We start from the raw sequence: 25,900 nt of genomic DNA on the forward strand, positions 1-25,900 counted from the left end.
CGGGTGAGCGGGACTAAACAGCGACGAGAGCCGCCGCCGATTCCGGAGCCGGTGGGACAGCTGGTCGACGCGCACACCCACCTCGATGCGTGTGGCGCCCGGGACGCCGACGGCGTCCGCGCGATCCTCGACCGGGCGGCTGCGGCCGGGGTGCGCGCGGTCGTGACCATCGCCGACGACCTGGAGTCCGCGCGGTGGGCCGCCGAGGCCGCCGACTGGGATTCCCGCGTCTACGCCGCCGTCGCGCTGCATCCGACCCGGGCCAACGCGCTGACCGCGGAGGCGCGCGCGGTGATCGAACGCCTCGCTCAGCATCCCCGCGTGGTCGCGATCGGGGAGACCGGGATGGATCTGTACTGGCCGGGCCGGCTGGACGGGTGCGCCGAACCCGGCGAACAGCGCGAGGCCTTCGCCTGGCACATCGACCTGGCCAAGCGCACCGGCAAGCCGCTGATGATCCACAACCGCGACGCCGACGCGGCCGTGCTCGACGTGCTGCGCGCCGAGGGCGCCCCCGAGACGGTGATCTTCCACTGCTTCTCCTCGGACGCCGAGATGGCGCGGGCGTGCCTCGACGAGGGCTGGCTGCTCAGCCTGTCGGGGACGGTCAGCTTCAAGAACGCTCGTGACCTGCGTGAAGCTGCGGCGTTGATCCCGGACGGCCAGCTGCTCGTCGAGACGGACGCGCCGTTTCTGACCCCGCACCCGTATCGCGGGGCGCCGAACGAGCCCTACTGCCTGCCCTACACTGTGCAAGCGCTGGCCGATCTCCTGGGCCGGCCCGCGGAGGAGCTCGCCGAGCTGACCTCCGCGACGGCGGTACGGACCTACGGCTTGGCGGGTTGCTGGACCTAGACCGATTCGTTACCGTCTCGTGATAAATCGCGTGGCAGCGCCCCCCACCGTTGTTAGCCGCTGCCGCGCACCAGGCTAGGTCGGGACTGACGACATTTTGAATGCACTGACAAAACTCCATCAGACGCGCTCACCGCTGCTGAGACTCCTGGTTGCAGCCACCCTGCTTGCATTGGTGTTCTCCGGTGGAGCCGCGGTCGCCGCGCACAAGACCGTCACTCTCCAGGTCGACGGCACCTCGGTGACGGTGTCGACCATGAAGTCGCGCGTGATCGACGTCGTCGCCGAGAACGGGTTCGACGTCAGCGAGCGCGATGACCTCTATCCCGCCGCCGAGACCCCGGTGCACCAGTCCGACACGATCGTGCTGCGCCGCAGCCGGCCGCTGGAGATCTCGACCGACGGCGGCGGCACCGAGCAGGTGTGGACCACCGCATCGACGGTCGACGAGGCGCTCGCCCAATTGCAGATGACCGACAAGGCTCCCGTCGCGGCCTCGCGTGCCAGCAGGCTCCCGCTCGACGGAATGGCGCTTCCGGTGGTCAGTCCACGAAACGTGCAAATCGAAGACGGCGGCGTGACGCGGTCGGTGCGGCTCGCGGCGCCCACTGTGGCGGCGCTGCTGGAAGCCGCCGGGGCGCCATTACAGCAAAGAGACTCCGTCATCCCCGCGGCGTCCACGCCGATTGTGGACGGCATGTTCATCAAAGTGACCAGGGTGCGCATCGAAAAGGTGACCGAGCGATTGCCGCTAAACCCGAACAATCAGCGCATCGAAGACGTCACTTTGAACATGAGTCGCCAGGTTGTCGAGGATCCGGGAAATCCTGGAGTTCAAGATGTCACTTTCGCTGTAGCGAAAATTAACGGGGTCGAAACTGGAAGGCTGCCAATAGCCAATGTCGTCGTGACGCCGGCCCGCGACGGTGTGCTGCGGGTGGGTGCGAAGCCTGGTACCGAGGTGCCGCCAGTGAACAATGGGATGACTTGGGACGCCCTCGCGCGCTGCGAAGCGGGAGGTAACTGGGCGATCAACACAGGCAATGGCTATTTCGGCGGAGTTCAATTCGATCAAAACACCTGGGAGCGCAACGGTGGTCTGAGGTATGCTCAGCGAGCGGATCTGGCAACGAGAGAAGAGCAGATCGCGATAGCTGAGGTAACTCGGGCGCGCCAGGGTTGGGGAGCGTGGCCGACCTGTAGTGGGAGGATCGGTGCGTCGTGACCATACGACTGCTCGGGCGAACTGAAATTCGGCATCTGGCCAAATCCATCGATTTCCGCCCGCGGAAATCGTTCGGGCAGAACTTCGTCCACGACGCCAACACGGTGCGCCGCATCGTCTCGGCCTCCAGCATCAACCGCAACGACCATGTGCTCGAGGTCGGTCGCGGGCTGGGTTCGCTGACGCTCGCGCTGCTGGACCGCGGAGCGAAGGTGACCGCCGTCGAGATCGATCCGGTTCTGGCCACCCAGCTGCCGACGACCATCGCGGCCCACTCGCACAGCGAGGTCAACCGGCTGACCGTGATGAACCGGGACATCCTGACGTTCAAGCAGTCGGATATGACCGAGATGCCGACCGCGCTCGTCGCGAACCTGCCGTACAACGTCGCGGTGCCCGCGCTGCTGCACCTGCTCGCCGAGTTCCCGTCCATCCGGACCGTCATGGTGATGGTGCAGGCCGAGGTCGCCGAGCGGCTCGCCGCCGAACCGGGCAACAAGGAGTACGGCGTACCCAGCGCCAAGGTGCGGTTCTTCGGCAACGTCCGCCGCTACGGCATGGTGTCGCCGACGGTGTTCTGGCCGATCCCGCGCGTCTATTCGGGCCTGGTCCGGATCGACCGCTACGAGACGTCGCCGTGGCCCACCGACACCGAGTTCCGCGAGCAGGTCTTCGATCTGATCGACATCGCGTTCGCGCAGCGCCGTAAGACGTCGCGTAACGCGTTCGCCGAGTGGGCGGGCTCGGGCAACGAGTCGGCCAGCCGGCTGCTGGCCGCCAGCATCGATCCGTCCCGGCGCGGTGAGACGCTGAGCATCAACGACTTCGTGCGACTGCTGCAGCGCAGCGCGGACTGGCACGTCGTGCCGAAGACCGAGTCCGACACCAGCGAGGAGTCGCAGGTCACCGCGACGTAGTCGCCCACCGCTGTTTTTCATGAAGGCCCCGGTCGCGCACCGGGGCCTTTGTGGTGTGCGGCTCAGGTTCGCCGCGCGCGACGGTCGGCGTTAATGTCGTGCGGTGTCCGCGCGTGACGGTAATACGGTTTCGGAGTGGGTTCCCACCGGTTCGGTCACGGTTCGGGTGCCCGGCAAGGTCAACCTCTATCTCGACGTCGGCGACCGCAGGCCTGACGGCTATCACGAGCTGACCACCGTCTTCCACGCGGTGTCGCTGCTCGACGAGGTCACCGTGCGCAACGCCGACACGCTGTCCCTCGAGCACGTCGGGGAGGGTGCGGACTCGCTGCCCACCGACGACCGCAATCTGGCCTGGCGCGCGGCGGAACTGCTGGCCGAGCACGTGGGGCGCGCCCCCGACGTCGCGATCACCGTCGAGAAGACCATCCCGGTCGCAGGCGGGATGGCCGGCGGCAGCGCGGATGCGGCGGCGGTCCTGGTGGCGATGAACGCGCTGTGGGAACTCGGCGTGCCGCGCCGCGACCTGCACGCGCTGGCCGCCCAACTCGGCAGTGATGTGCCGTTCGCGTTGCACGGCGGCACCGCGCTGGGCACCGGCCGCGGCGAAGAGCTCGCCACAGTGCTGACCCGCAACACTTTCCACTGGGTGCTGGCGTTCTCGCCCGGCGGGCTCTCGACGGCTGCCGTCTTCGCCGAGATCGACCGGCTCCGCGCCGAGGAGAACCGCACGCTGCCGCCCCGGCTGGAATCACCCGAACCCGTGCTGGCCGCGCTGGCGTCGGGGGACCCGACCGAGCTCGCGCCGCTGCTGGGCAACGACCTGCAGCCCGCCGCGCTGACGCTGGACCCCGCGCTGCGTCGCACGCTGCGCGCCGGCGTCGACGCGGGCGCGCTGGCCGGGGTGGTGTCCGGTTCCGGGCCGACCTGCGCGTTCCTGTGCACCTCGGCAGGCGCCGCCGTCGACATCGGCACCGAACTGGCCGGCGCGGGCGTATGCCGCACCGTGCGGGTGGCCAGCGGTCCGGTACAGGGGGCGCGGGTGGTGCCGAGCCCGTCGACGGCCGGCTGATCGCGGCGCGTCCGCCGGATAAATTCGCGATCACAAATAGGTGTGACACATGCCTCAATAGTCGCGCTCGTTTGGCAGCTACTTAAGAGTTGCTTAAGATGAGCGGCGGTGAGAGCTAGCGGTCGAGTAGTGGACGCATCCAGTTCCCCCACCGGTCCTGCCGGCGGGGCGCCGAACGGGATGTGGACCGCCTTCGGCCGCGTCTGCTCAACATCACCGATTCGAGACACAATCGCTCCCCAACCGTATGCGCGCCTTCCCGAAATGGCCGTTGATCAGGCGGAGCATGGCAAACGGGCATGTGCACCGGGGCAGATGTCGGCGAGGAGGTCGTCGTGAGCAGATTCACCGAGAAGATGTACTTCAATGCCCGGACGAGCAGGCGGGGCATGGTCACGGGCGAGCCGCACACGCCCGTCCGGCACACCTGGGGCGAGGTGCACGAGCGCGCGAAGCGCATCGCAGGCGGCCTCGCCGCCGCGGGTGTCGGTCTGGGTGACGCCGTCGGCGTGCTGGCCGGCTTCCCCGTCGAGATCGCGCCGACCGCCCAGGGGCTGTGGATGCGCGGCGCCAGCCTGACCATGCTGCACCAGCCGACCCCTCGCACCGACCTCGTGGTCTGGGCCGAGGACACCATGAACGTGATCGGCATGATCGAGGCCAAGGCGGTCATCGTGTCCGACCCGTTCATGGCCGTGATCCCGGTGCTGCAGGAGAAGGGCATCCTCGTCCTCACGATCTCGGATCTGCTCGAGGCCGATCCGATCGAGCCGATCGAGGTCGGCGAGGACGATCTCGCGTTGATGCAGTTGACGTCCGGCTCGACGGGTTCTCCCAAAGCCGTGCAGATCACGCACCGCAACATCCACTCCAACGCCGAGGCGATGTTCATCGGCGCGCAGTACGACGTCGACAAAGACGTGATGGTCAGCTGGCTGCCGTGCTTCCACGACATGGGCATGGTCGGCTTCCTGACCATCCCGATGTACTTCGGCGCCGAGCTGGTCAAGGTCACGCCGATGGACTTCCTCAGCGACACCCTGCTGTGGGCCAAGCTCATCCACAAGTACAAGGGCACGATGACGGCCGCGCCGAACTTCGCCTACGCGCTGTTCGCCAAGCGGCTGCGCCGCCAGGCCAAGCCGGGTGAGTTCGACCTGTCCACGCTGCGCTTCGCGCTCTCCGGTGCCGAGCCCGTCGAGCCGGCCGACGTCGAGGACCTGCTGGACGCGGGCAAGCCGTTCGGTCTGGATCCGGGCGCGATCCTGCCCGCCTACGGTATGGCCGAGACGACGCTGGCGGTGTCGTTCTCGCCGTGCGGTCAGGGCCTGACCGTCGACGAGGTCGACGCGGACCTGCTCGCGGCGCTGCGCCGTGCGGTCCCGGCGACCAAGGGGCACACCAAGCGCCTCGCCGAGCTCGGCCCGCTGCTGACCGACCTCGAGGCCCGCGTCATCGACGAGCACGGCAACGTCATGCCGCCGCGCGGTGTCGGCGTCATCGAGCTGCGCGGTGAGTGCGTGACGCCCGGCTACATGACCATGGGCGGCTTCATCCCCGCGCAGGACGAGCACGGCTGGTACGACACCGGCGACCTCGGCTACATCACCGAAGAGGGCAACGTCGTCGTGTGCGGCCGCGTCAAGGACGTGATCATCATGGCCGGTCGCAACATCTACCCGACCGACATCGAACGGGCCGCCGGCCGCGTCGAGGGTGTCCGCCCGGGCTGCGCGGTCGCCGTGCGCCTGGACGCCGGTCACTCGCGGGAGACGTTCGCCGTCGCGGTCGAGTCGAACGCCTGGCAGGACCCGGCCGAGGTGCACCGCATCGAGCGTCAGGTCGCCCACGAGGTGGTCGCCGAGGTCGACGTCCGTCCCCGCAACGTCGTGGTGCTCGGTCCGGGCAGCATCCCGAAGACGTCGTCGGGCAAGCTGCGCCGGTCGAACTCGGTCTCACTGGTCACGTAGTCCCTGGGGCACCTCACACCGCGAGCGTGCGTGTCTGCGGCCGACACGCCGCATATTTCCCGAAGTCCGCGCACGCTCGTCGCGGGAGATCAGCTCGCGTCCAACGTGACCGCGGGCAGGTAGTCGCCGATCAGCGTCCGGTCCCACCACCGGCGTTCGTCGCGCAGTTCCCGCCAGGTGGTGAACCGGTATTCGTACAGCCGCGCCCGGATCCAGCGCGGTGGCGCGTCGGGAAACGGGTTGTGCCCGAGCAGTCGCATCGTCGCGGTGTCGCCCTTAAGCAGCCGAACCGCCAACGGCCGGAACCAGTCCCGCGCGTACGACGGGGAGATCGCCGCGAACCACATCAGCCAGTCCAGCCGCAGGTGGTACGGGGCCCACTGCCGCGGGATCCGGTGTGGGTCACCGGGCTTGCCCTTGAAGCCGTACTCCTTCCACACCGTGTGATCTGACGGCGACGGGTCGTCGGTGCCTTCGAGGATCACCTCATAGCGGATCCGCCCGATGCTTCCGAACGCGCCGTAGGTGTTGACCAGGTGGAACGGGTTGAACGACGCGTTCATCTGCTGGCGGCTGCCCAGCATGTTGCGCACCGGCCAGAAGCTCAACACCACCGTCAGAACGGTCGCCGCGAGCACCACCGCGACGAACCACACCGGCGCGTCCGGGACCGGCGGAGGAGCGGACACCGGCACCACCAGGGAGAACGCGGTCGCGTCGACGGCGCTGAACGCGAGCAGGATCGTCAGCCAGTTCAGCCACGCGAAGTTGCCGGAGGCCACCAGCCACAGCTGCGTGACGATCACGATCCCGGCGGCGACCGACGCGACCGGCTGCGGGGCGAACAGCGCGAACGGCACCACCAGCTGCGCGACGTGGTTGCCCGCGACCTCGATCCGGTGCAGCGGTTTGGGTAGATGGTGGAAGAACCAGCTCAACGGCCCCGGCATCGGCTGGGTCTCGTGGTGGTAGTCCAGGCAGCTCAGATCGCGCCAGCACGGGTCGCCGCGCAACTTGATCAGGCCCGCACCGAACTCGACACGGAACAGCAGCCAGCGCATCAGCCACAACGTCAGCAGCGGCGGCGCGACGTCGTCGTTGCCCAGCAGCATGGCCAGCAGCCCGGCCTCCAGCAGCAGCGACTCCCAGCCGAAGCTGTACCAGCGCTGCCCGACGTTGACGACCGAGAGGTACAGCACCCACAGCACCAGCCAGGCCGGCACGGCCGCCCACAGCGGCACCATGTTGCCCGCACCCGCGACCAGCGCGGTGGCCAGCGCGGCCCCCGCCCAGCAGACGCCGGCGAAGAAGCGGTCGGAGTAGTGCAGATGGAACACGCTCGGCGCCGCCCGGAACGGCACCTGCGCGACGAAGCGCGGCACGGGCAGCATGCCTTGCTCACCGATCAGCGCGCGGAACTGACGGGCGGCCCCGACGAACGCGATCAGGTAGACCGCGGCGATCCCGCGCTGCAGGATCTCCCGGGCGAGCCAGTACCCGGGAGCGTCGAACCAGTCCAGGTGCACCCGTCCAGTAGACGCAGGACTTTCCCGGCCAGTAAAGCGGTCGCCGGGTGTCGGTGCGCGCCTATACCGTCGTGGTCATGGATCCCGCGATCGAGGCCATCGATCTGGTGAAGCGGTTCGGCGACGAGACGGCGGTCGACGGGGTCAGCTTCGCGGTGCCATCGGGCACCGTGCTCGGGCTGCTCGGCCCCAACGGCGCGGGCAAGACGACGACCGTGCGGATGATGACGACGCTGACCGAACCGACCAGCGGCACCGCGCGGGTCGCCGGCTACGACGTCCGCACCGACCCCGACCGCGTGCGCAGGCACATGGGGCTGACCGGGCAGGTCGCCACCGTCGACGAACTGCTGACCGGGCGGGAGAACATCCGGATGATCGGCGGCCTCTACGGCATCCGGCGCAGAGATCTCAAAACGCTCGGTGACCAACTGCTGGAACAGTTCTCGCTCACCCACGCCGCCGACCGGGTGGTCCGGTCCTACTCCGGCGGCATGCGCAGGCGCCTGGACCTCGCGGTCAGCCTGCTCGCCGCGCCGCCGGTGTTGTTCCTCGACGAGCCGACCACAGGACTGGATCCACGCAGCCGCAGCGAGTTGTGGGAGGTGCTGCGGGGTCTGGTGGCCCAGGGCACCACGCTGCTGCTGACCACCCAGTATCTGGAGGAGGCCGACCAGCTCGCCGACAACATCGTCGTCATCGACCGCGGCCGCATCATCGCCGAAGGCTCTCCGCTGGAACTCAAACAGCAGGCCGGGCGCGCCAGCCTCGTCGTCACCGTCGCCGACTCCGCCGATCTCGAACCGGCGCGGGCGCTGCTCGCCCGTACCGGCGCCGACGTGTTCGTCGACGCCGGCGCGCGCAGACTGACCGCCACCGCCGACGGGCTCGACGACATGATCCAGGTCGCGGGATGGCTACGCGACAGCGGCATCACCGTCGACGACATCGGGCTGTCCCGGCCCAGCCTCGACGATGTCTTCCTGATGCTCACCGGGCATCGCACCACCGACGACACCGAGGAGGTCGGCGCATGACCGCCGTGGAATCCCGGTCGCAGACCCCGATCCGGCCGCAGCCCGTCCCGACACGGCCCACCAACCTCGTCCAGCAGTCGTGGATCATGGTCAAACGCAACATGATCCACACCAAACGCATGCCGGAGATGCTCAGCGACGTCACCGCGCAGCCGATCATGTTCGTGCTGCTGTTCGCGTTCGTGTTCGGGGCGTCGATCACCAACACCGGCGGCGCGTCCTACCGGGAGTTCCTGCTGCCCGGCATCCAGGCGCAGACGATCGTGTTCTCGGCGTTCGTGGTGGCCTCGGGGATCACCGCCGACGTCGAGAAGGGCATCATCGACCGGTTCCGCTCGCTGCCGATCTCGCGGTCCTCGGTGCTGATCGGGCGCAGCATCGCCAGCGTCATCCACTCGTCGCTGGGCGCACTGGTGATGGCGCTGACCGGTCTGGCCATCGGGTGGCGGATCCGCAACAGCGTCGGGGAGGCGATTCTCGCGTTCGCGCTGCTGATGCTGTTCGGATTCGGGATGATCTGGTTCGGCATCCTGATCGGCTCGCTGATGCGCACCGTGGAGGCGGTCAACGGCGTGATGTTCACCGCGCTGTTCCCGATCACGTTCCTGGCCAACACCTTCGTGCCGACCGAGCCGATGCCGCACTGGCTGCGGGTGATCGCGGAGTGGAACCCGGTGTCCTCGCTGGCGCAGGCGATGCGCGAATTGTGGGGCAATGGCGGGCCCGCTCCGACGAGTGCGCAACTGCCGTTGCACCATCCGATACTCGCGACCGTGCTGTGGTCGCTGACGCTGACAGCGGTCTTCGCGCCGTTCGCGCTGTACGCGTACCGGCGCCGCACCAGCACCTGACGACGGCTTTTCGCAATCTGGATAGGTCGGCGGCCCCTGCCCTCTATGCTTCGGCCACTGCCGGGCTCACTGAGGAGGAAAAATGCCGATGGTCCGTGCGGTCGCCGCAGCGCTGCTCGCGGCGACCGGCTTCAGCACCGCGACGATATTGTCGGTACCCGCATGGGGCGGAGGACCCGGCGGCGTGGTGGAGACCGGCGTGGTGTCGAGGGCGGTCGGATCCGGCGTGCGTGACGGCCTGCTGACCGGTTTCTCGGCGACGGGCGCCACCAACGAGGCCGCGTCGGCAGCGGTGATCGCGGTCTGCCAGAGCGCCGGTGCGGAGCAGTGCAGCAGTGACGAAGTGACCAATGACGTGTTCTGCGTGGTCTCGGTCGGAGCCGACGACGGCAGCGGTGTGGTCGCCGGCGGTGCGGGAGCGACAGTCGACGCCGCCCGCGAGGACGCGTTCCGCAATGTCGGACGGGCGAACCTCACGTTGGACCCGAGTGCTCGAGTTCTGGCCTGGTCCTGCCCGTGAGCAGCTTCCCGGCGCACAGCATCAACGGCAGGGAAGGCAGACCATGACCAGGTGGGCGAAGTACGTGATGACCGCGTTGACGGCCGGAGCAGCCGGGGTGTTGCTCGGCTCGGCTCCGACCGCCGCGGCGCAGGCGACGTGCCAGGAAGCCGGAAGTCTGGTCAGGTGCCAGACCAACGGCAGCGTCTCGATCAAGGCGGTACCGGGAACGCGAGCGCCCAACGTGGCCGACACGATCCCCCGAAACAACCGCACCGGGCTCATTCTGTCCTGGTAAGGCGCGTCCGGCATAGCTAGGTATATGGATATATACTCAGCTGCATGACGAAGCCGAGCCGACTGGCCGAGCATCCGACCGTGCGCGCCGTGCGGTCCCGACCGGCGCCGAAACCGGGCGTCATCGACGCCGATTGGCTGCGGGCGCTGTGCCTGGACGCCGGTGTCGACGACGTCGGGTTCGCCCGCGTCGACGATCCGGCCCTGGCCTCGGAGCTTCCGCACGTCGAGGCGGCGCTGCCGGGGGCGCGCAGCTACCTGTCCCTGGTGGTCAAGATGAACCGCGACAACGTGCGCTCGACCGCGCGCAGTGTGGCCAACCAGGAGTTCCACCGCAGCGGCGAGATCATGAACGAGGCCGCGCACCGGATCACCCGCGCGCTCCAGGACGCCGGGCATCGGGTGGTGAACCCGTCGGCGACCTTCCCGATGGAGATGGACAACTATCCGGGGCGCATCTGGGTGGTCGCACACAAACCGGTCGCGGTGGCCGCGGGCATGGGTGCGATGGGCATCCACCGCAACGTCATCCACCCGCGGTTCGGCAACTTCATCCTGCTCGGCACGGTGCTGGTGGCCTCGGAGATCAGCGGTTACGGTGCGCCGCTGGACTATTCGCCCTGTCTGGAGTGCAAGCTGTGTGTGGCGGCGTGCCCGGTCGGGGCGATCAAGAAGAACGGCGACTTCGACTTCGTCGCGTGCGCGGTACACAACTACCGCGAGTTCATGGGCGGGTTCACCGACTGGGTGCAGACCGTCGCCGACAGCTCGGACGCGGCGGACTTCCGCTCCCGGGTCAGCGATTCGGAGAACGCGTCGATGTGGCAGAGCCTGTCGTTCAAGGCCAACTACAAGGCCGCGTACTGTCTGGCGGTCTGCCCGGCCGGCGAGGAGGTCATCGAGCCCTACCTCGACGACCGCAAGGCATTCATGAACCTGGTGCTCAAACCGTTGCAGGACAAACGCGAAACCCTGTATGTGCTGCCGGATTCCGCGGCACACGCGCACGCGGTCAAGCGCTATCCACACAAGGCCGTCAAGGTCGTCGACGGCGGGATGGGTCGCCGGTGACTTCCGCCGAAATGGCGTTCCAGCAGACCGTTACTCGAACTTCTTCTGCCGGAACGCCATTTCGGCGAAACAGGGGGAGCGTCAGCCCCAGGCGTGCACGGTGTTCTGCGCCGGCTCCAGGCCGAGTTCGAGGAGCAACTCGGTGGCGTCGGCGGACTGCTCGATGATGGTGCCGAGTTCGGGACGCTCGCGGGAGTTGAACGGCTCCAGCACGAAGCTGGCACCGGACTTCTGTCCCGGGGGCCTGCCGATGCCGACCCGGATGCGCTGAAAGTCGTTGCTGCCCAGCGCTGAGCCGACCGAGCGCAGACCGTTGTGGCCCGCCACGCCGCCGCCTGCCTTGAGCCGGATTCGGCCGAAGTCGATGTCGAGTTCGTCGTGGATGATCACGACGTCGGTGACGGGGATCGAGTAGAACTTCGCGAGCGGACCGACCTGTCGACCGGACTCGTTCATGTACACCCGCGGTTTGGCCAGGACCACCGAGCGGCCGGCGAGCCGCCCGGTGGCCACTTCGGCACCGGATTTCTTGTGCACCTTGAACGTCTCGCCCATGCGGTCGGCGAGGACGTCGGCCACCATGAACCCGACGTTGTGCCGGGTGGTGGCGTACTGCGGTCCGGGGTTGCCCAGGCCGACCACCAGGATGGGTTCGGCCATGACCGGGTTCGCCTACTCGGCGGACTCGGCCGCGTCGCCCTCGGCCTCGCCCTCGGACTCGGCGCCCTCGGCAGCCTCGTCGCCCGCCTCGCCGGCACCCTCGCCCTCGAGCTCCTCGGAGGTCGGCGCCGCGACGACGTTGACGACCAGCACCTCGGGATCGGTGATCAGCGTGACGCCGGACGGCAGCTCGACCTGGCCGGCCAGGATCTGGGTGCCCTCCTCGGCGCCCTCCACCGACACGGTGAACTGCTCGGGGATGGACTGGACGTCGGCCTCGATCTCGATGGTGTTGGCGTCCTGGGTGACGAGCGTGCCGGGCGCGGCGTCGCCTTCGACGGCGACGGGGACCTCGACGGTCACCTTCTCGCCGCGGCGCACCACGAGCAGGTCGGCGTGCTGGATGTTGCGGCGGATCGGGTGGATCTCGATCGACTTGGTCAGCGCCAGCTGCTCGGTGCCGTCGATGTCGAGGGTCAGCACGGCGTTGGTGCCCGCGTGGCGCAGCACGGCGGCGAAGTCACGCGCGCTGAGCGCGAGGTGCTGCGGTTCGGTGCCGTGGCCGTACAGCACGACGGGGACGAGGCCCTCACGGCGGGCGCGACGCGAGGCGCCCTTGCCGGTGGCGGTGCGGACCTGTGCGGTCAGGTTGTTGGGGGCGTTCTTCGCCATTGGTCTGTGCTCCTGTGCCGGTGATTCGGTATCGGGCACGGCCAGGGTTGCACACCAGAAATGCTGGTTCCCGTCGATAACGGTGGTCCTGCAGAGCAAGCCACCCTCGCCGTGACGCGTCCGCAAGGGTAGCTCAGCGACGGCCTACAACGGAAATTCGGTGCCGGTGAGCTGCTCGGACAGCGTCCACAACCCCGCGGCCTTGGCCCGGTCGCGCGCCAGCGGACTGCGCCAGGTGGGGCCGGACGGCCCGCGGGTGGAGTACTTCGGCCCGATGAAGCTGTCCCCGGGCAGGTCCTGGGCCACGGCGAACAGGGTCTGCCGCGCGCCGAAGTCGGCGTCGGTGGCGATCAACCGGTTACCGAGGCCGGTGAGGCGGTCACCGAAGCCACCGGTCTGCCCCTGCAGGTTGGTCGCGGAATAGCCGGGGTGGGCCGCCAGCGCCCGCACCGGGGACCCGGCGGCGGTCAGCCGGCGCTGCAACTCGCTGGTGAACAGCAGGTTGGCGAGCTTCGACTGGCCGTAGGCGGGCCACGCCAGATACGGCCGTGCCTTCCAGTTCAGGTCCTTGAGGTTGACGCGGCCGAACAGGTGCATCGTCGACGACACCGTGACCACCCGGTCGGTGACCTTGGGCAGCAGCAGGTTGGTCAGCGCGAAGTGGCCGAGATGGTTGGTGCCGATCTGGCTCTCGAACCCGTCGGCCGTCTGCGCGTACGGCACGGCCATGATGCCCGCGTTGTTGATCAGCACGTCGACGTGTTCGACGCCGTCGGCGAATGCGCGCACCGACGCGAGGTTCTGCAGGTCGAGCTCGCGCACCTGCACATCGCCGGTCATGGTCGCGGCCGCGGTGCGGCCCTTGTCGGAGTTGCGCACGGCCAGGATCGTGGTGGCGCCGACCCGGGCCAGTTCCCGCGCGGTGACGAGCCCGAGACCGCTGTTGGCGCCGGTCACGATCACGGTGCGTCCGGCGAACGAGGGCAGGTCGGCGGCAGTCCAGTCGCTCATGCCCACCACAGTACGGGCGGGTCAGGGCAGTTTGACGGTGAAGCCCCGGATGATCGCCTCGATGTCGGAGGCTTCCTCGACGGCCTTGTCGGCGTAGCCGGTGACGGTGAACTGGATCAGGTAGCGCTGCTTGTCCGGGGGTGCGCCGGTGGCGAACACGATGCGGTTGTAGCTGTGCATGCGGCTGCCCGCGAGGTCGTAGCTGCCCTCGATCATCGACGACGGGAAACCGGCGAAGTCCTCGGTCGAGGAGTTCAGCTCGGTGAAGTTCTCCGAGGTCTTCGCGTCGGTGTTCGCGTACGAGAGCGCCTGCGCGACATCGAAATCCCCGATGAGTTCGAACACCATCAGCATCGCGGTCGGATAGGTGTCGCCCTTGGCGATCATCCGGGTGCCCGGCGCCAGGTTGGTGTTGCGGTACGGCTGCCAGCCCGGCGGCGTCGGGATCGTGACGATCAGGTCGGTCAGCTTGTCCGCGGCGACGGGCTCACCGACGACACCGGCCCGCTCGAGGAACGTGGCGATGTTGATCGGCGGTTCGTCGCCGTCCGCCGCGGCGGTGGTCGTCGACGTCGGCGGGGCGCTGCTGGTCGTCGACCAGACCGATTGGTAGTCAGGTGCTTCGGGGGCGCACCCGGATAGCGTCAAGGTCGCGGTGAGCGCGACGGCCAGCCGGAGGCGAGCCGTCACAGAATCTCGCGGACGTTGTCGATGGGCCGGGCCAGGCGGACGCCCTTATCGGTGACGACGAACGGGCGCTCGATCAGGATGGGGTGCTCGGCCATCGCGTCGAGAAGCTCGTCGTCGGACGCCGACGCCAGATTCAGCTCGGTGTAGAGGGATTCGCGCTTGCGCACGGCGGTGCGCACGTCGATACCGGCATCGGAGATCATCTTCGCCAGCTCCGCGCGGGTCGGCGGGTTCTTCAGGTACAGCACGATCTCGGGCTCGATGCCGTTGTCACGCAACAGGTCCAGCGTCTTACGCGAGGTCGAGCACTTCGGGTTGTGGTAGATGCGTTCTGGCGCCATCTACGCCGACCCGTCGAAAAGGCTTGTCACCGACCCGTTGTCGAACACGGCGCGGATCGTGTTGGCCAGCAGCGGTGCGATCGACAGCACGGTCAGCTGCGGGAAGCGCTTGTCGTCGCTGATCGGCAGGGTGTTGGTGACGATCACCTCGCACGCGCCGGACTCGGCCAGCCGCTCGCGGGCCGGGTCGGACAGCACACCGTGGGTGGCGGCGATGATCACGTCGCCCGCGCCGTCCTGCTTGAGCAGCTTGACCGCGCCGGCGATGGTGCCGCCGGTGTCGATCATGTCGTCGGTGAGCACGCAGGTCTTGCCCTTGACGTCGCCGACCACCCGGTTGGACTTGACCTGGTTGGGCACCAGCGGATCGCGGGTCTTGTGGATGAAGGCCAGCGGTACGCCGCCCAACGCGTCGGCCCACTTCTCGGCGACCCGGACGCGGCCGGAGTCGGGGGAGACGACCACCATGTCGCGGTCGGCGTAGTGCTCGGCGATGTAGCCGGTCAGCAGCTTCTGGGCCCGCATGTGGTCGACCGGGCCGTCGAAGAAGCCCTGGATCTGGTCGGTGTGCAGGTCGACGGTCACGATGCGGTCCGCGCCCGCGGTCTTGAGCAGGTCGGCGACCAGGCGTGCGGAGATGGGTTCGCGGCCGCGATGCTTCTTGTCCTGCCGGGCGTACGGATAGAACGGCAGGATCGCGGTGATGCGCTTGGCGCTGCCGCGCTTGAGCGCATCGATCATGATCAGCTGTTCCATCAGGTGCTGGTTCAGCGGCGCCGGATGGCTCTGCAGCACGAATGCGTCGCAGCCGCGCACGGATTCGTCGAAGCGGACGAAGATCTCACCGTTGGCGAAGTCGCGGGCGGTCTGCGCGGTCACCGGAACGTCGAGTTCCTTGGCGACCTGCTCGGCGAGTTCAGGGTGAGCCCGGCCCGAGAAGAGCATCAGGTTCTTGCGGTTGTCGGTCCAGTCGTGGCTCACGGGGCTGCCCTCGGCGTCGGCGATCGATACGGGGCCATCGTACGTAGCGCTTACACGCGCACGGTGGCGGGTTACAGAATGCCAAGAAACGGGCGCAAAAAGCTACTCGCTGGTAGCTTGCTCACCTTTTTCGGCCGCAGCGGCCGCCTCTGCGGCCGCGCTGCCCGGGCGCTTCTTCGCCACCCAGCCCTCGATGTTGCGCTGCGGGCCCGCCGACACCGCGAGCGCGCCGGGCGGCACGTCCTCGCGCACGACCGTGCCCGCGCCGGTGTAGGCGCCGTCGCCGACGGTCACCGGGGCGACGAACATGGTGTCCGAGCCGGTGCGCACATGCGACCCGATCGTGGTGCGGCTCTTGGCTTCTCCGTCGTAATTGACGAACACGCTCGACGCGCCGATGTTGCTGTGCTCGCCGATGTCGGCGTCGCCGACGTAGGTCAGGTGCGGCACCTTGGTGCCGGTGCCGATGGTCGCGTTCTTCGTCTCGACGAACGCGCCGAGCTTGCCCGCCTCACCCAGCGCTGTACCGGGCCGCAGGTAGGTGAACGGCCCGACGACGGCGTCGGCGCCGATCACCGACGAGCTGCCGTGGGTGCGGATCACCTGGGCGCCGTCGCCGACGGTCACATCGGTCAGCGTGGTGTCGGGTCCGATCTCGCAGCGGCCCCCGATCGCGGTCGCGCCGAGCAGCTGCGTGCCCGGCCGCACGACGGTGTCGCGGCCGATGGTCACGTCGACGTCGATCCACGTCGTGGCCGGGTCGACGACCGTCACCCCGGCCCGCTGGTGCGCCGCGACGACGCGGCGGTTGAGCACCGCGCCGAGGTCGGCCAGCTGCACCCGGTCGTTGACCCCGGCGACCAGCGCGGCGTCGTCGACGTGCACGGCCCGCACCACGCCGCCGTCGGCGCGCACCAAGGCGATCGCGTCGGTCAGGTACAGCTCGCCCTGGGCGTTGTCGGAGCGCAGCCGGCCCAGCGCCGAGCGCAGCGCGCCGATGCCGAACGCGTAGACGGCGGCGTTGACCTCGGTGATCGCCCGCTGGGACTCGGTGGCGTCGGCCTGCTCGACGATGCCGATCACCTCGCCGTCCTGGGTGCGCAGGATGCGCCCGTATCCGGTCGGGTCGGCCAGCGTGGTGGTCAGCAGGGTCGCGTCGGCGGCTTCGGCGTCGTGGGTCTCGATCAGGGTGCCGAGGGTGGCGGCGTCGAGCAGCGGCACGTCGCCCGCGGTGACCACGACGACGCCGTCGAAGTCCTCCGGCAGGGCGGTCAGGCCGCATTCCACGGCGTGGCCGGTGCCGCGCTGTTCCTCCTGGACGGCGATCTCGACGTCGTGGCCGAGGTCCGCACCGATCTGGCGGGCCGCGGGCGCCACGCGTTCGCGGTCCTTGCCGACCACCACGACGAAGTGCTTCGGCGCCACCCCGGCGACCGCGTGCAGGCTGTGCGCCAGCATGCTGCGTCCACCCAGGGTGTGCAGCACCTTCGGGGTGTCCGATTTCATCCGGGTGCCCGCACCCGCCGCCAGGATCACGACCGCGGCGTCTCGCATAGACGTCCTTCCCGAGCCGGCTCACCGCCCTGGCTGCGCGAGCGCGCGTGTCGGCACTCGACACGCCGCGCCTGGACGCCATCTCGCGCACGCTCGCTGTTGAGCTCCGTCGCCAGGACTCGAACCTGAACTATCTGAACCAAAATCAGAGGTGCTGCCGATTACACCACGACGGACCGGAACACCGGTTACGCGTGCGACTCTAACCCACCGCGTGGGGTGGGTCTGTGCTGCGGCGGACCCGCGGGAAGGCGGGGGCGGTTACGCCGGGATGCTGTCCGTGCCGAACGGTTTGGCCGACAGCAGCGTCACCGTCTGGGTGGCTCCGTTGGGCAGCTGATAGCTGCGCTGCTGACCCGGCGTCGCGCCCAGCAGCGCACCGCCGAGCGGCGAGTTCACCGTGTACACCTCGAGCTCGGCTTCGGTGGTGCCGCGGGTGCCGAGCAGGAAGGTCTCGGTGTCGCCGCTGTCGTCGAAGCGCACCGTCAGCACCATGCCCGGTTCGGCGACACCGTCGTCGGCGGGGGCGACGGCGTGGTCGGCGCGGCTGAGCAGTTCGTGGATCTCGCGGATGCGTTCCTTGCGGGCCAGCCACGCGTCGACGACCTCGTCGGTGCCACCCTCGTTCGGCACGGCCAGCAGTTCGGCCAGCTCCCGTTCGAGGCTCTCGCGGGTCTGCGGGGTCATCCAGACGCGTTCGACGGTGTGCATGAGTGTCCTTCCGATAGGTCGATAAGTAGGGAAGTCGTCGTCAGGGGCGGGATCGAAGTCCTCCGCCCCTGACGACCGGGCAGCCCTCGTCAGAGGGGAAGAGTGAGCGCGTCGGCGGGCCGGGCACCGCGACGTCCGCGAAGCGGATCGAAGGGGCGCGCGATCTCCGGCTGTTTGCCGGTGACGATGTGGTCGGCCAGCAGCCTGCCGCTGGCCGGGCCGTGCGCCAGACCCCACATGCCGTGTCCGCCGGCGACGTACACCGCGGCGCCGATCCGGCCGATCAGCGGTTTGCCGTCGTCGGTGACCGGGCGGGGGCCGACCCACAGGTCGGTGCGCTCGTCCCAGCGCACACCGTCGAGAAGTGGTGTCGCCGAGGCGATGATCGCGTCGATCCGGCGCGGCATCAGCGGTTCGGAGGGCCGGCGGAACTCCATCGTGCCCGCCACCCGGAGGCCGTCGCGGTACGGCGTGCACGCGACCCGCGCCTCGGGCAGATAGATCGGTCCGGGCAGCGCCCGGTCGACCGGCACCGTGAACGAGTAGCCGCGCCCGGCCTGCAGCCCGACCCGCACCCGCCGTCCGGTCAACGCAGGCAGCCACGCCCCGGTCGCGAGCACGACCGCGTCGGCGCGCAGCGAGCGGCCACCGCGCAGCATCACCCGGGCGCCGTTCGTGGTACCCGAGACTCCGCGCACCTCGTCGGCGTGCAACGCGGCGCCGCGGGCGAGCACCGCGTCGCCGAGCGCGTGGGTGAATCGGCCCGGATCGACGAAACGCTGGTCGGCGACGTTGACCACGGCCGCGACCTGTTCGGAGGCCAGCGGCACCCGGTCGTGCAGCTCCGCACCGGTCAGGACCTCGGAGACGACGGGACCGTCCATCGCGTCGAGCTCGCGCAGGAACTCGTCGGCGCGGCGGACGTCGCGGAACGCGACCGCGAGCGCGGTATCGGTGACCGGGGCCTCGACGCCGTTGGCGACCAGCACGTCGAACGTCTCGATGGCCTCGGCGTTGAGCGCGGCGTTCGCCGCGACGGCGTGCCGCCACGCCGAGGGGCGGCTGTGCGCGGCGAAGCGCAGCAGGAACCGGGCCAGGGACAGATCGGCTCGCAGCGGGATGTGCAGCGGCGCGGCGGGGTCGGCCAGCGCGTGCAGCCCCTCGCGCAGCACGGATGGCGAATTCAGGGGCGCGGTCAGCGCCGGGGACACCCAGCCGGCGTTGCCCCAGGAAGCCCCCGCCGCGACGCCGCCGCGGTCGATGACCGTCACCTCGACCCCGCGTTCCTGCAGGAACCAGGCCGTCGACAGACCGACGATGCCGGCGCCCACGACGATCACAGATCGGGGACCGCTGTCCATCCCTGACCCGCCCAACATCGCATGACCTCTCGTAAACCGGCACTGACGCCTTCATGGTGCGATGCGCGTACCGGCCCTGCGTTGTTGTGATCCGACAAACACTGGTGTGCAGAATGTGGCGCTGCGACAACGCGCCGGGCGGTTCAGTCCAGAACGGCCAGTTCGATGGTCATCGCGAACCGTTTGTTCGCGTCGTCGAGGTGCAGGTCGGTCAGCTCCGCCATCCGTTTCATCCGGTACCGGACGGTGTTCTCGTGCACCCCGAGGCGTGCGGCGGTGCGACCGGGATCGCCGCTTTCGTGCAGCCAGGCGCGCAGGGTCTCGACATACGCGGTGCCGTGCTGCCGGTCGTGGTCGCGCAGTTCGGCCACGGCGCCGCGGTGCGGGGTGCGCCCCGACCGGGCCGCGGTCTTGAGCCGGCGCAGCAGCAGGTCGTCCCAGGATTCGTCGTAGGCCGGCGGTTCGGAGACCCCGGTGCTCTCCTGCAGCGCCAGGCATTCGTCGGCCTCGGTGCGCGCGACGGACAGCTCGGTCACCGTCGCGGGTGCGCTGATGCCGGCCCGCACGGTCAGCGGGCCGGGCAGCGTCGTGACCAGTGCGCCGACCCAGTCGCGCGCGACGGCGGCGGCTTCGGCGGCCAGCACGGTGTACACCGTCCCGTCGGCCAGCGCACTGCGCGACGGGCGCGACCACCCGAACCCCGCGGTGGCGCGTTCGAAGATCTGCAGCAGCGCCGAATGCGGGTTCGCGTCGTCGCGGGCCCGCAGCGCCACCACCCGCAGCGCCGCGGGCGGCAGGCCGAGGCGGCTGGCCACCGGCTCGGCGTCGGCGGCGCTCTCCAGCAGCCGCAACACCAGGTCCGACTCGACCTGGCGTTCCAGGTCGGCGCTGGCGCGTGACCGCAGCAGGTGCAGCGCGACGGTGTGCGCGCCGTCGGCGAGCGCCTGCCCCCGCGTCCCGGTCAGCGGTACCGGTGACGCGACCCAGATGGAGCCCAGCAGCTCCCGTCCCGCCCGCGCGGCCACCACCATCCGCCCGGTGAGCCCGACGCTGTCGTCACCGGGGACGAACACCGGCTCGTCGGAGGCGCCCAGATGCGTGAACACGCCGTGCCGGTCGAACACCGCGCGTAGTTCTGGCGGCGCCTGACGGGAAAGGATGGTCGCCGCGCGCGCCGGATCGGCGTCCTGCTGCCCGCGGGAGAACGCCAGCACCTGCGATGCCCGGTCCTCGATGACGACCGCGCCGCCGACGGCGCCGGCCAGGCTGTCGGCCAGCGCGAACAGATCGGTCGGCCCACGGCCCGACTCGGTTTCGCGGCCCTCCATCACCAGGCCGTAGACGATCGCGGCGAACTCGCTCCACGGCAGGGCCGAATCGACGACCAGCACGGCCACCCCGGCGGTGTCGAGTTCGGGAGCCGGGCCGCCGCCGCGGGTGAGCACGACGGCCGCCCGCGCGGCCCGGGCCCACTCCAGCGCCTCGGCGCTCGAGGCGGCGCCGATGGCCAGCAGCACGTCGCCGGACACCGTGCGGCCGTCGACGGCCTCGGGCAGCACGACGCTGCGCAACTCGGTCTGTCGCTCCGCCGAACCGCCCTGCCAGCGCGCGCCGTAGCCGCCGAGGACGTTGATCAGGCGGTCCAGCGTGATCACGGGTTGACGCTACCTCGGATCGGTGACCTCAGCGTCTACCCTGAGACGCGTGGCCGTGCCGCATAAGTCCGACAGCCCCGAGGTCCATGTGCGTGCGCCGCGCGCACGGATGACCGGCACCGAACGGCGCCAGCAGCTGATCGAGATCGCCAAGTCGCTGTTCGCCGAGCGTGGCTTCGACGGCACGTCGATCGAAGAGATCGCGTTGCGCGCCAACGTGTCCAAACCGGTCGTCTACGAACACTTCGGCGGCAAGGAAGGGCTGTACGCCGTCGTCGTCGACCGGGAGATGTCGGCGCTGCTCGACGGCATCACGTCCTCGCTGGCCGACAACCGCTCCCGGGTGCGGGTCGAGCGGGTCGCGCTGGCGCTTTTGACCTACGTCGAGGAACGCACCGACGGATTCCGGATCCTGATCCGCGACTCGCCGGCCAGCATCACCCAGGGCACCTACTCGACGCTGCTCAACGATGCGGTCAGCCAGGTCGCCTCGATCCTGGCCGGTGATTTCTCCCGCCGCGGACTCGACCCCGACCTCGCGCCGCTCTACGCGCAGGCGCTGGTCGGTTCGGTGTCGATGGCCGCGCAGTGGTGGCTCGACGTGCGCGAACCGAAAAAGGAGGTCGTCGCCGCGCATCTGGTCAACCTGTGCTGGAACGGCCTGACGCACCTGGAGTCCGATCCGGTGCTGCACGAGGAATAGCCCCTCACGGGTCGGGGCTGGACGCCGGGGTCGACCAGTTGACGCCGAGTGCGTTCGCGGTCGCTTCGTCGACGTTGTCGAACTGGGTCAGCAGCGCGGTGAAGCAGTCCGTATAGCTCGCGCAGACGGCCGGGGTGAGCAGTTGCATCGTCCCGAACGGCCGCACCAGCGGGGCCACCGTGCCGTCGTCGTCGACCTTGCCGCCGAGCTTGATGACCTGGTCTCTCATCGGCAGGATCTGCTCGCGCAGCGCGGTCAGGTTCGCCCCGGCGCCGGCCAGCGCGCGCTGCATCGCGGTCAGCCGCGCGGACAGCGCCGTCAGCCGCGCGATACCGGTGTCGGCCGCCGTGCCCGCGGTGTCGGTCTCCGGCCATCCCGCGCGCAGCGCCGTCAGCGCCCGCCGCTGTGCGTCGACGGTGGAGGTGAGGGTGGTCGCCGCGGCGGCCAGCGAGGCGGCGGTGTCGGTGAGCCGCTGCGGTGCGCTGGCCTCGACGACCGAGATCGTGACCACCGGCAGCCTCCCCGCGCGAATGTCTGACGCTGCGAAGCTAACACCGCCGCGGACGGCCTCCGTGCACCAATTTCTGGCTGTGCCGGGCAGTGCCTACGATGGAAGACATCATGACCGCATCGGGGACCGTCGACGTCCACACCCCGATCGCGGGCCTCGTCGAGCTGGCGCTGCGTGATCCCTGCCTGCAGGAGATCGCCCGCCGTTCCGCCGACCGGCCCGCCGATCTCCACCTCGTCGGGCCGGCCAGCGCCCGTCTGTTCGCCGCGTCCGCGCTCGCCCAGTCCGGGCTGCTGCTGGTGGTCACCGCGACCGGCCGCGAAGCCGACGACCTGACCGCCGAACTGCGCGGCGTCTACGGCGACACCGTCGCGATGTTCCCGTCCTGGGAGACGCTGCCGCACGAGCGGCTGTCCCCGGGGGTGGACACCGTCGGTGCGCGGATGATGCTGCTGCGCCGGCTGGCCTTCCCGGACGACGCGCGCCTGGGCCCGCCGCTGCGGGTCGTGGTGACCACGGCGCGGTCGCTGCTGCAGCCGATGGCGCCCGATCTGGCCCAGATCGAGCCGGTGACGCTGACGGTCGGGCAGGAGGCCGAGTTCGACGCGATCGTCGCGCGGCTGGTCGACCTGGCCTACACGCGCGTCGACATGGTCGGCAAGCGTGGTGAATTCGCGGTGCGCGGAGGCATTCTCGACGTCTTCCCGCCGACCGCCGAACATCCGGTGCGCATCGAGTTCTGGGGCGACGAGGTCTCGGAGATGCGGATGTTCTCGATCGCCGACCAGCGCTCGATTCCGGAGATCGAGATCGACACGATGATCGCCGTCGCGTGCCGCGAGGTGCTGCTGACCCCTGACGTACGCGACCGTGCGGCCGCACTCGCCAAGGAGCACCCGGCCCAGGAGAACAACGTCGTCGGCAGCGTGCCCGACATGCTGGCCAAGCTGGCCGAGGGCATCCCGGTCGACGGGATGGAGGCGTTGCTTCCGCTGCTGCGACCGAGCGACTTCGCGACACTGCCCGATCTGCTGCCCGCGGGCACCCCGCTGTTGGTGTGCGACCCGGAGAAGGTGCGCACCAGGGCCGCCGACCTGATCAAGACCGGCCGGGAGTTCCTGGAGGCGTCGTGGTCGGTGGCCGCGGTCGGCGGGGACGCCCCGATCGACATCGAGGCGCTCGGCGCCTCCGGGTACGTCGGCTACGACGACGCCCGTGAGGCCGCCCGGGCGGGCGGGCACCCGTGGTGGACGCTGAGCCAGCTCGACAGCGGTTCGGACGAATCGACGGCCCTCGACATCAGGCCCGCGCCGTCGGCCCGCGGCCAGCAACACAATCTCGACGAGATCTTCGCGATGCTGCGCGCGCACGTCGCGACCGGCGGCTACGGCGCGGTCGTCGCCCCCGGTACGGGCACCTGCCAGCGCGTGGTCGAGCAGCTGGCCGAAAGTGACACGCCGGCAGCGATTCTGGAGCCCGGAGACACCCCGAAGGAGGGTGTGGTCGGGGTGATCAAGGGGCCGCTGCACGACGGCGTGGTGATCCCGGGTGCCAACCTCGTGGTGATCACCGAGACCGACCTGACCGGCAACCGGGCCGCCGCGACCGAAGGCAAGAAGCTTGCGGCCAAGCGGCGCAACGTCGTCGACCCGCTCGCATTGACCGCCGGAGACCTCGTCGTGCACGACCAGCACGGCATCGGGCGCTTCGTCGAGATGACCGAACGGGTGGTCGGCGGCGCGCGCCGCGAGTACCTGGTGCTGGAGTACGCCTCGAGCAAGCGCGGGGGCGGCACCGACAAGCTCTACGTGCCGATGGACTCGCTGGACCAGCTGTCGCGGTATGTCGGCGGTGAGGCGCCGACGCTGTCGCGGCTCGGCGGCAGCGACTGGGCGAACACGAAAACCAAAGCGCGCCGGGCGGTTCGGGAGATCGCCGCCGAACTGGTGACGCTGTACGCGAAGCGGCAGGCGTCGCCCGGGCACGCGTTCGCCCCCGATACGCCGTGGCAGACCGAGATGGAGGACGCGTTCGGGTTCACCGAGACCGTCGACCAGCTCACCGCGATCACCGAGGTCAAATCCGATATGGAGAAGCCGGTCCCGATGGACCGGGTGATCTGCGGTGACGTCGGCTACGGCAAGACCGAGATCGCGGTGCGCGCGGCGTTCAAGGCCGTGCAGGACGGTAAGCAGGTCGCGGTGCTGGTGCCCACCACGCTGCTGGCCGAACAGCATCTGCAGACGTTCACCGCGCGGATGGCCGGGTTCCCCGTCACCGTCAGGGGGCTGTCGCGGTTCACCGATCCGGCGCAGTCGCGCGCGACGATGGAGGGCATGAAGGACGGGTCGGTCGACATCGTCATCGGCACCCACCGCCTGCTGCAGACCGGGGTGACGTGGAAGGACCTCGGCCTGGTGATCGTCGACGAGGAGCAGCGTTTCGGCGTCGAGCACAAGGAGCACATCAAGTCGATGCGCACCCACGTCGACGTGCTGACGATGAGCGCCACCCCGATCCCGCGCACGCTGGAGATGAGCCTGGCCGGCATCCGGGAGATGTCGACGATCCTGACGCCGCCCGAGGAGCGCTACCCGGTGCTGACGTACGTCGGCCCGCACGACGACAAGCAGGTCGCGGCCGCGCTGCGGCGTGAGATGCTGCGCGACGGGCAGGCGTTCTACATCCACAACCGGGTCCGCACCATCGACTCGGCGGCGGCCAAGGTGCGCCAGCTGGTGCCCGAGGCGCGGGTGGTGGTCGCGCACGGCCAGATGCCGGAGGAGCAGCTGGAGAAGACCGTCGAGGGGTTCTGGAACCGCGAGTACGACATCCTGGTGTGCACCACGATCGTCGAGACGGGACTGGACATCTCGAACGCGAACACGTTGATCGTCGAACGCGCCGACACGTTCGGGCTGTCGCAGCTGCACCAGCTGCGCGGCCGGGTCGGTCGTTCGCGTGAGCGCGGGTACGCGTATTTCCTGTATCCGCCCGAGGTTCCGTTGACCGAGACCGCCTACGACCGGCTGGCCACGATCGCGCAGAACAACGAACTCGGCGCCGGTATGGCGGTCGCGATGAAGGACCTGGAGATCCGCGGCGCCGGAAACGTGCTGGGCGCCGAGCAATCCGGGCACGTCGCCGGCGTCGGTTTCGACCTGTACGTGCGGCTGGTCGGTGAGGCGGTGGAGGCCTACCGGGCCGCCGCGGACGGCAAAACCGTTGCGACACCGGAGGAACCGAAGGACGTCAGGATCGATCTGCCGGTCGACGCGCACTTCCCGCCGGATTACATCGGCAGCGACCGGCTGCGCCTGGAGGCGTACCGCCGGCTCGCCGCGGCACCGGACGACAAGAGCGTCGACTCGGTGATCGAGGAGCTGACCGACCGGTACGGCCCGCTGCCCGAATCTGCGCTGCTGCTGGTCGCGGTCGCCCGGTTGCGGCTGCTGGCCCGCGCGCACGGGATCACCGAGATCGGTGCGGTGTCGGCGGCGGCGTCGACGCTGCGGGTGTCGCCGCTGACGCTGCCGGATTCGGCGCAGCTGAGGCTCAAGAGGCTCTACGCCGGGGCGAACTACCGCGCGACCACCTCGACCGTGCAGGTGCCGATCCCGCGGGCGGGTTCGGGTGTCGGGTCCCCGCGGATCCGCGACCTGGAACTGGTGGACTTCGTCGCCGGGCTGATCAAGGTGCTGCACGAGTAGTGCCCTGCGCCCCGGCAAAG

24 protein-coding genes and 1 tRNA gene are annotated in these 25,900 nt (G+C 69.5%); 12 read left to right on the forward strand and 13 right to left on the reverse strand.

What is annotated here, in order from left to right; all coding sequences use genetic code 11:
- Positions 1–3 precede the first annotated feature (3 nt).
- The 5 genes from NTM_RS12830 (at position 4) to NTM_RS12850 (ending at position 6,039) form a co-directional block, all read left to right on the forward strand.
- Complete coding sequence (locus NTM_RS12830; RefSeq protein ID WP_163766498.1) at positions 4–855, forward strand: TatD family hydrolase; 852 nt, start codon at positions 4–6, stop codon at positions 853–855.
- Between the two features lie 97 nt (positions 856–952).
- A complete protein-coding gene (locus tag NTM_RS12835) occupies positions 953–2,080 on the forward strand; it encodes a resuscitation-promoting factor (protein ID WP_163766499.1) in 1,128 nt (375 codons plus the stop codon).
- Positions 2,077–2,997: a 16S rRNA (adenine(1518)-N(6)/adenine(1519)-N(6))-dimethyltransferase RsmA gene (gene rsmA, locus NTM_RS12840; protein WP_163766500.1), complete on the forward strand. Its 921-nt coding sequence runs from the start codon at positions 2,077–2,079 to the stop codon at positions 2,995–2,997. Before NTM_RS12835 ends, rsmA begins: the two co-directional genes overlap by 4 nt.
- 103 nt (positions 2,998–3,100) lie before the next feature.
- Entirely contained in the window at positions 3,101–4,069 is a 969-nt protein-coding gene (locus tag NTM_RS12845) for a 4-(cytidine 5'-diphospho)-2-C-methyl-D-erythritol kinase (RefSeq protein ID WP_104864136.1), read from the forward strand.
- 335 nt (positions 4,070–4,404) lie between these two features.
- On the forward strand, positions 4,405–6,039 hold the full coding sequence (locus tag NTM_RS12850; RefSeq protein ID WP_104864249.1) for a fatty acyl-AMP ligase: 1,635 nt from the start codon (positions 4,405–4,407) through the stop codon (positions 6,037–6,039).
- 89 nt (positions 6,040–6,128) lie between these two features.
- Here the strand turns inward: NTM_RS12850 and NTM_RS12855 are convergent, their stop codons facing one another.
- Positions 6,129–7,559 (reverse strand): lipase maturation factor family protein, encoded by a 1,431-nt coding sequence (locus NTM_RS12855; protein WP_163769469.1) that lies wholly within the window; start codon positions 7,557–7,559, stop codon positions 6,129–6,131.
- Between the two features lie 83 nt (positions 7,560–7,642).
- On the opposite strand from NTM_RS12855, the gene NTM_RS12860 reads away from it, so the two are divergent.
- The 5 genes from NTM_RS12860 (at position 7,643) to NTM_RS12880 (ending at position 11,320) form a co-directional block, all read left to right on the forward strand.
- The gene (locus NTM_RS12860) at positions 7,643–8,602 is read left to right on the forward strand and encodes an efflux ABC transporter ATPase subunit, DrrA-related (protein WP_104864247.1); all 960 of its coding nucleotides are present in this window, start codon (positions 7,643–7,645) and stop codon (positions 8,600–8,602) included.
- Positions 8,599–9,453: an ABC transporter permease gene (locus NTM_RS12865; protein WP_163766501.1), complete on the forward strand. Its 855-nt coding sequence runs from the start codon at positions 8,599–8,601 to the stop codon at positions 9,451–9,453. Before NTM_RS12860 ends, NTM_RS12865 begins: the two co-directional genes overlap by 4 nt.
- 82 nt (positions 9,454–9,535) lie before the next feature.
- A complete protein-coding gene (locus NTM_RS12870) occupies positions 9,536–9,973 on the forward strand; it encodes a hypothetical protein (RefSeq protein ID WP_163766502.1) in 438 nt (145 codons plus the stop codon).
- Positions 9,974–10,016: 43 nt separating this feature from the next.
- Complete coding sequence (locus NTM_RS12875) at positions 10,017–10,250, forward strand: hypothetical protein (RefSeq protein ID WP_232079700.1); 234 nt, start codon at positions 10,017–10,019, stop codon at positions 10,248–10,250.
- A gap of 44 nt (positions 10,251–10,294) precedes the next feature.
- On the forward strand, positions 10,295–11,320 hold the full coding sequence (locus NTM_RS12880; protein WP_163766503.1) for a 4Fe-4S binding protein: 1,026 nt from the start codon (positions 10,295–10,297) through the stop codon (positions 11,318–11,320).
- 81 nt (positions 11,321–11,401) lie between these two features.
- Here the strand turns inward: NTM_RS12880 and pth are convergent, their stop codons facing one another.
- The 11 genes from pth to NTM_RS12935 form a co-directional block, all read right to left on the reverse strand.
- Positions 11,402–11,980: an aminoacyl-tRNA hydrolase gene (gene pth, locus NTM_RS12885; protein WP_163766504.1), complete on the reverse strand. Its 579-nt coding sequence runs from the start codon at positions 11,978–11,980 to the stop codon at positions 11,402–11,404.
- Positions 11,981–11,992: 12 nt separating this feature from the next.
- Positions 11,993–12,652 (reverse strand): 50S ribosomal protein L25/general stress protein Ctc, encoded by a 660-nt coding sequence (locus NTM_RS12890; RefSeq protein WP_163766505.1) that lies wholly within the window; start codon positions 12,650–12,652, stop codon positions 11,993–11,995.
- A 144-nt stretch (positions 12,653–12,796) separates the two neighbouring features.
- Positions 12,797–13,663: an oxidoreductase gene (locus NTM_RS12895; protein ID WP_104864130.1), complete on the reverse strand. Its 867-nt coding sequence runs from the start codon at positions 13,661–13,663 to the stop codon at positions 12,797–12,799.
- A 21-nt stretch (positions 13,664–13,684) separates the two neighbouring features.
- Positions 13,685–14,353 carry an LpqN/LpqT family lipoprotein gene (locus NTM_RS12900; protein ID WP_163766506.1) on the reverse strand — a complete coding sequence of 223 codons (669 nt, stop codon included), beginning with the start codon at positions 14,351–14,353 and terminating at the stop codon, positions 13,685–13,687.
- Positions 14,350–14,694 carry an arsenate reductase (glutaredoxin) gene (gene arsC / locus NTM_RS12905; RefSeq protein ID WP_163766507.1) on the reverse strand — a complete coding sequence of 115 codons (345 nt, stop codon included), beginning with the start codon at positions 14,692–14,694 and terminating at the stop codon, positions 14,350–14,352. Before arsC ends, NTM_RS12900 begins: the two co-directional genes overlap by 4 nt.
- A complete protein-coding gene (locus NTM_RS12910) occupies positions 14,695–15,675 on the reverse strand; it encodes a ribose-phosphate diphosphokinase (RefSeq protein WP_104864127.1) in 981 nt (326 codons plus the stop codon).
- 102 nt (positions 15,676–15,777) lie between these two features.
- On the reverse strand, positions 15,778–17,229 hold the full coding sequence (gene glmU, locus NTM_RS12915; RefSeq protein ID WP_104864126.1) for a bifunctional UDP-N-acetylglucosamine diphosphorylase/glucosamine-1-phosphate N-acetyltransferase GlmU: 1,452 nt from the start codon (positions 17,227–17,229) through the stop codon (positions 15,778–15,780).
- Between the two features lie 104 nt (positions 17,230–17,333).
- Positions 17,334–17,405, reverse strand: a tRNA-Gln gene (locus NTM_RS12920).
- A gap of 85 nt (positions 17,406–17,490) precedes the next feature.
- The gene (locus tag NTM_RS12925) at positions 17,491–17,940 is read right to left on the reverse strand and encodes a GreA/GreB family elongation factor (protein ID WP_104864125.1); all 450 of its coding nucleotides are present in this window, start codon (positions 17,938–17,940) and stop codon (positions 17,491–17,493) included.
- An 89-nt stretch (positions 17,941–18,029) separates the two neighbouring features.
- Positions 18,030–19,319 (reverse strand): NAD(P)/FAD-dependent oxidoreductase, encoded by a 1,290-nt coding sequence (locus NTM_RS12930; RefSeq protein WP_163766508.1) that lies wholly within the window; start codon positions 19,317–19,319, stop codon positions 18,030–18,032.
- A 125-nt stretch (positions 19,320–19,444) separates the two neighbouring features.
- Positions 19,445–20,956, reverse strand: a complete 1,512-nt coding sequence (locus NTM_RS12935) for a PucR family transcriptional regulator (protein ID WP_163766509.1) — start codon at positions 20,954–20,956, stop codon at positions 19,445–19,447.
- A 109-nt stretch (positions 20,957–21,065) separates the two neighbouring features.
- Between NTM_RS12935 and NTM_RS12940 the strand changes: the two genes are divergently transcribed.
- On the forward strand, positions 21,066–21,659 hold the full coding sequence (locus NTM_RS12940) for a TetR/AcrR family transcriptional regulator (RefSeq protein WP_083144176.1): 594 nt from the start codon (positions 21,066–21,068) through the stop codon (positions 21,657–21,659).
- A gap of 4 nt (positions 21,660–21,663) precedes the next feature.
- On the opposite strand, the gene NTM_RS12945 is transcribed toward NTM_RS12940, so the two are convergent.
- A complete protein-coding gene (locus NTM_RS12945) occupies positions 21,664–22,170 on the reverse strand; it encodes a hypothetical protein (protein ID WP_163766510.1) in 507 nt (168 codons plus the stop codon).
- A gap of 110 nt (positions 22,171–22,280) precedes the next feature.
- Between NTM_RS12945 and mfd the strand changes: the two genes are divergently transcribed.
- On the forward strand, positions 22,281–25,880 hold the full coding sequence (gene mfd / locus NTM_RS12950; RefSeq protein WP_163766511.1) for a transcription-repair coupling factor: 3,600 nt from the start codon (positions 22,281–22,283) through the stop codon (positions 25,878–25,880).
- The last annotated feature ends 20 nt before the right edge of the window (positions 25,881–25,900 follow it).

This window comes from Mycolicibacterium parafortuitum (assembly GCF_010725485.1).
In the GTDB taxonomy this organism is placed as follows: Bacteria; Actinomycetota; Actinomycetes; order Mycobacteriales; family Mycobacteriaceae; genus Mycobacterium.

What these genes read in the sequence shown, in the direction of transcription:
- NTM_RS12930 (WP_163766508.1), bottom strand. Translation starts at nt 19,319, where the DNA reads ATGTTGGGCGGGTCAGGGATGGACAGCGGTCCCCGATCTGTGATCGTC.
- NTM_RS12890 (WP_163766505.1), bottom strand. Translation starts at nt 12,652, where the DNA reads ATGGCGAAGAACGCCCCCAACAACCTGACCGCACAGGTCCGCACCGCC.
- mfd (WP_163766511.1), top strand. Translation starts at nt 22,281, where the DNA reads ATGACCGCATCGGGGACCGTCGACGTCCACACCCCGATCGCGGGCCTC.
- NTM_RS12865 (WP_163766501.1), top strand. Translation starts at nt 8,599, where the DNA reads ATGACCGCCGTGGAATCCCGGTCGCAGACCCCGATCCGGCCGCAGCCC.
- NTM_RS12880 (WP_163766503.1), top strand. Translation starts at nt 10,295, where the DNA reads ATGACGAAGCCGAGCCGACTGGCCGAGCATCCGACCGTGCGCGCCGTG.
- NTM_RS12940 (WP_083144176.1), top strand. Translation starts at nt 21,066, where the DNA reads ATGACCGGCACCGAACGGCGCCAGCAGCTGATCGAGATCGCCAAGTCG.
- pth (WP_163766504.1), bottom strand. Translation starts at nt 11,980, where the DNA reads ATGGCCGAACCCATCCTGGTGGTCGGCCTGGGCAACCCCGGACCGCAG.
- NTM_RS12895 (WP_104864130.1), bottom strand. Translation starts at nt 13,663, where the DNA reads ATGAGCGACTGGACTGCCGCCGACCTGCCCTCGTTCGCCGGACGCACC.
- NTM_RS12925 (WP_104864125.1), bottom strand. Translation starts at nt 17,940, where the DNA reads ATGCACACCGTCGAACGCGTCTGGATGACCCCGCAGACCCGCGAGAGC.
- arsC (WP_163766507.1), bottom strand. Translation starts at nt 14,694, where the DNA reads ATGGCGCCAGAACGCATCTACCACAACCCGAAGTGCTCGACCTCGCGT.
- glmU (WP_104864126.1), bottom strand. Translation starts at nt 17,229, where the DNA reads ATGCGAGACGCCGCGGTCGTGATCCTGGCGGCGGGTGCGGGCACCCGG.
- NTM_RS12875 (WP_232079700.1), top strand. Translation starts at nt 10,017, where the DNA reads ATGACCAGGTGGGCGAAGTACGTGATGACCGCGTTGACGGCCGGAGCA.
- NTM_RS12870 (WP_163766502.1), top strand. Translation starts at nt 9,536, where the DNA reads ATGCCGATGGTCCGTGCGGTCGCCGCAGCGCTGCTCGCGGCGACCGGC.
- NTM_RS12860 (WP_104864247.1), top strand. Translation starts at nt 7,643, where the DNA reads ATGGATCCCGCGATCGAGGCCATCGATCTGGTGAAGCGGTTCGGCGAC.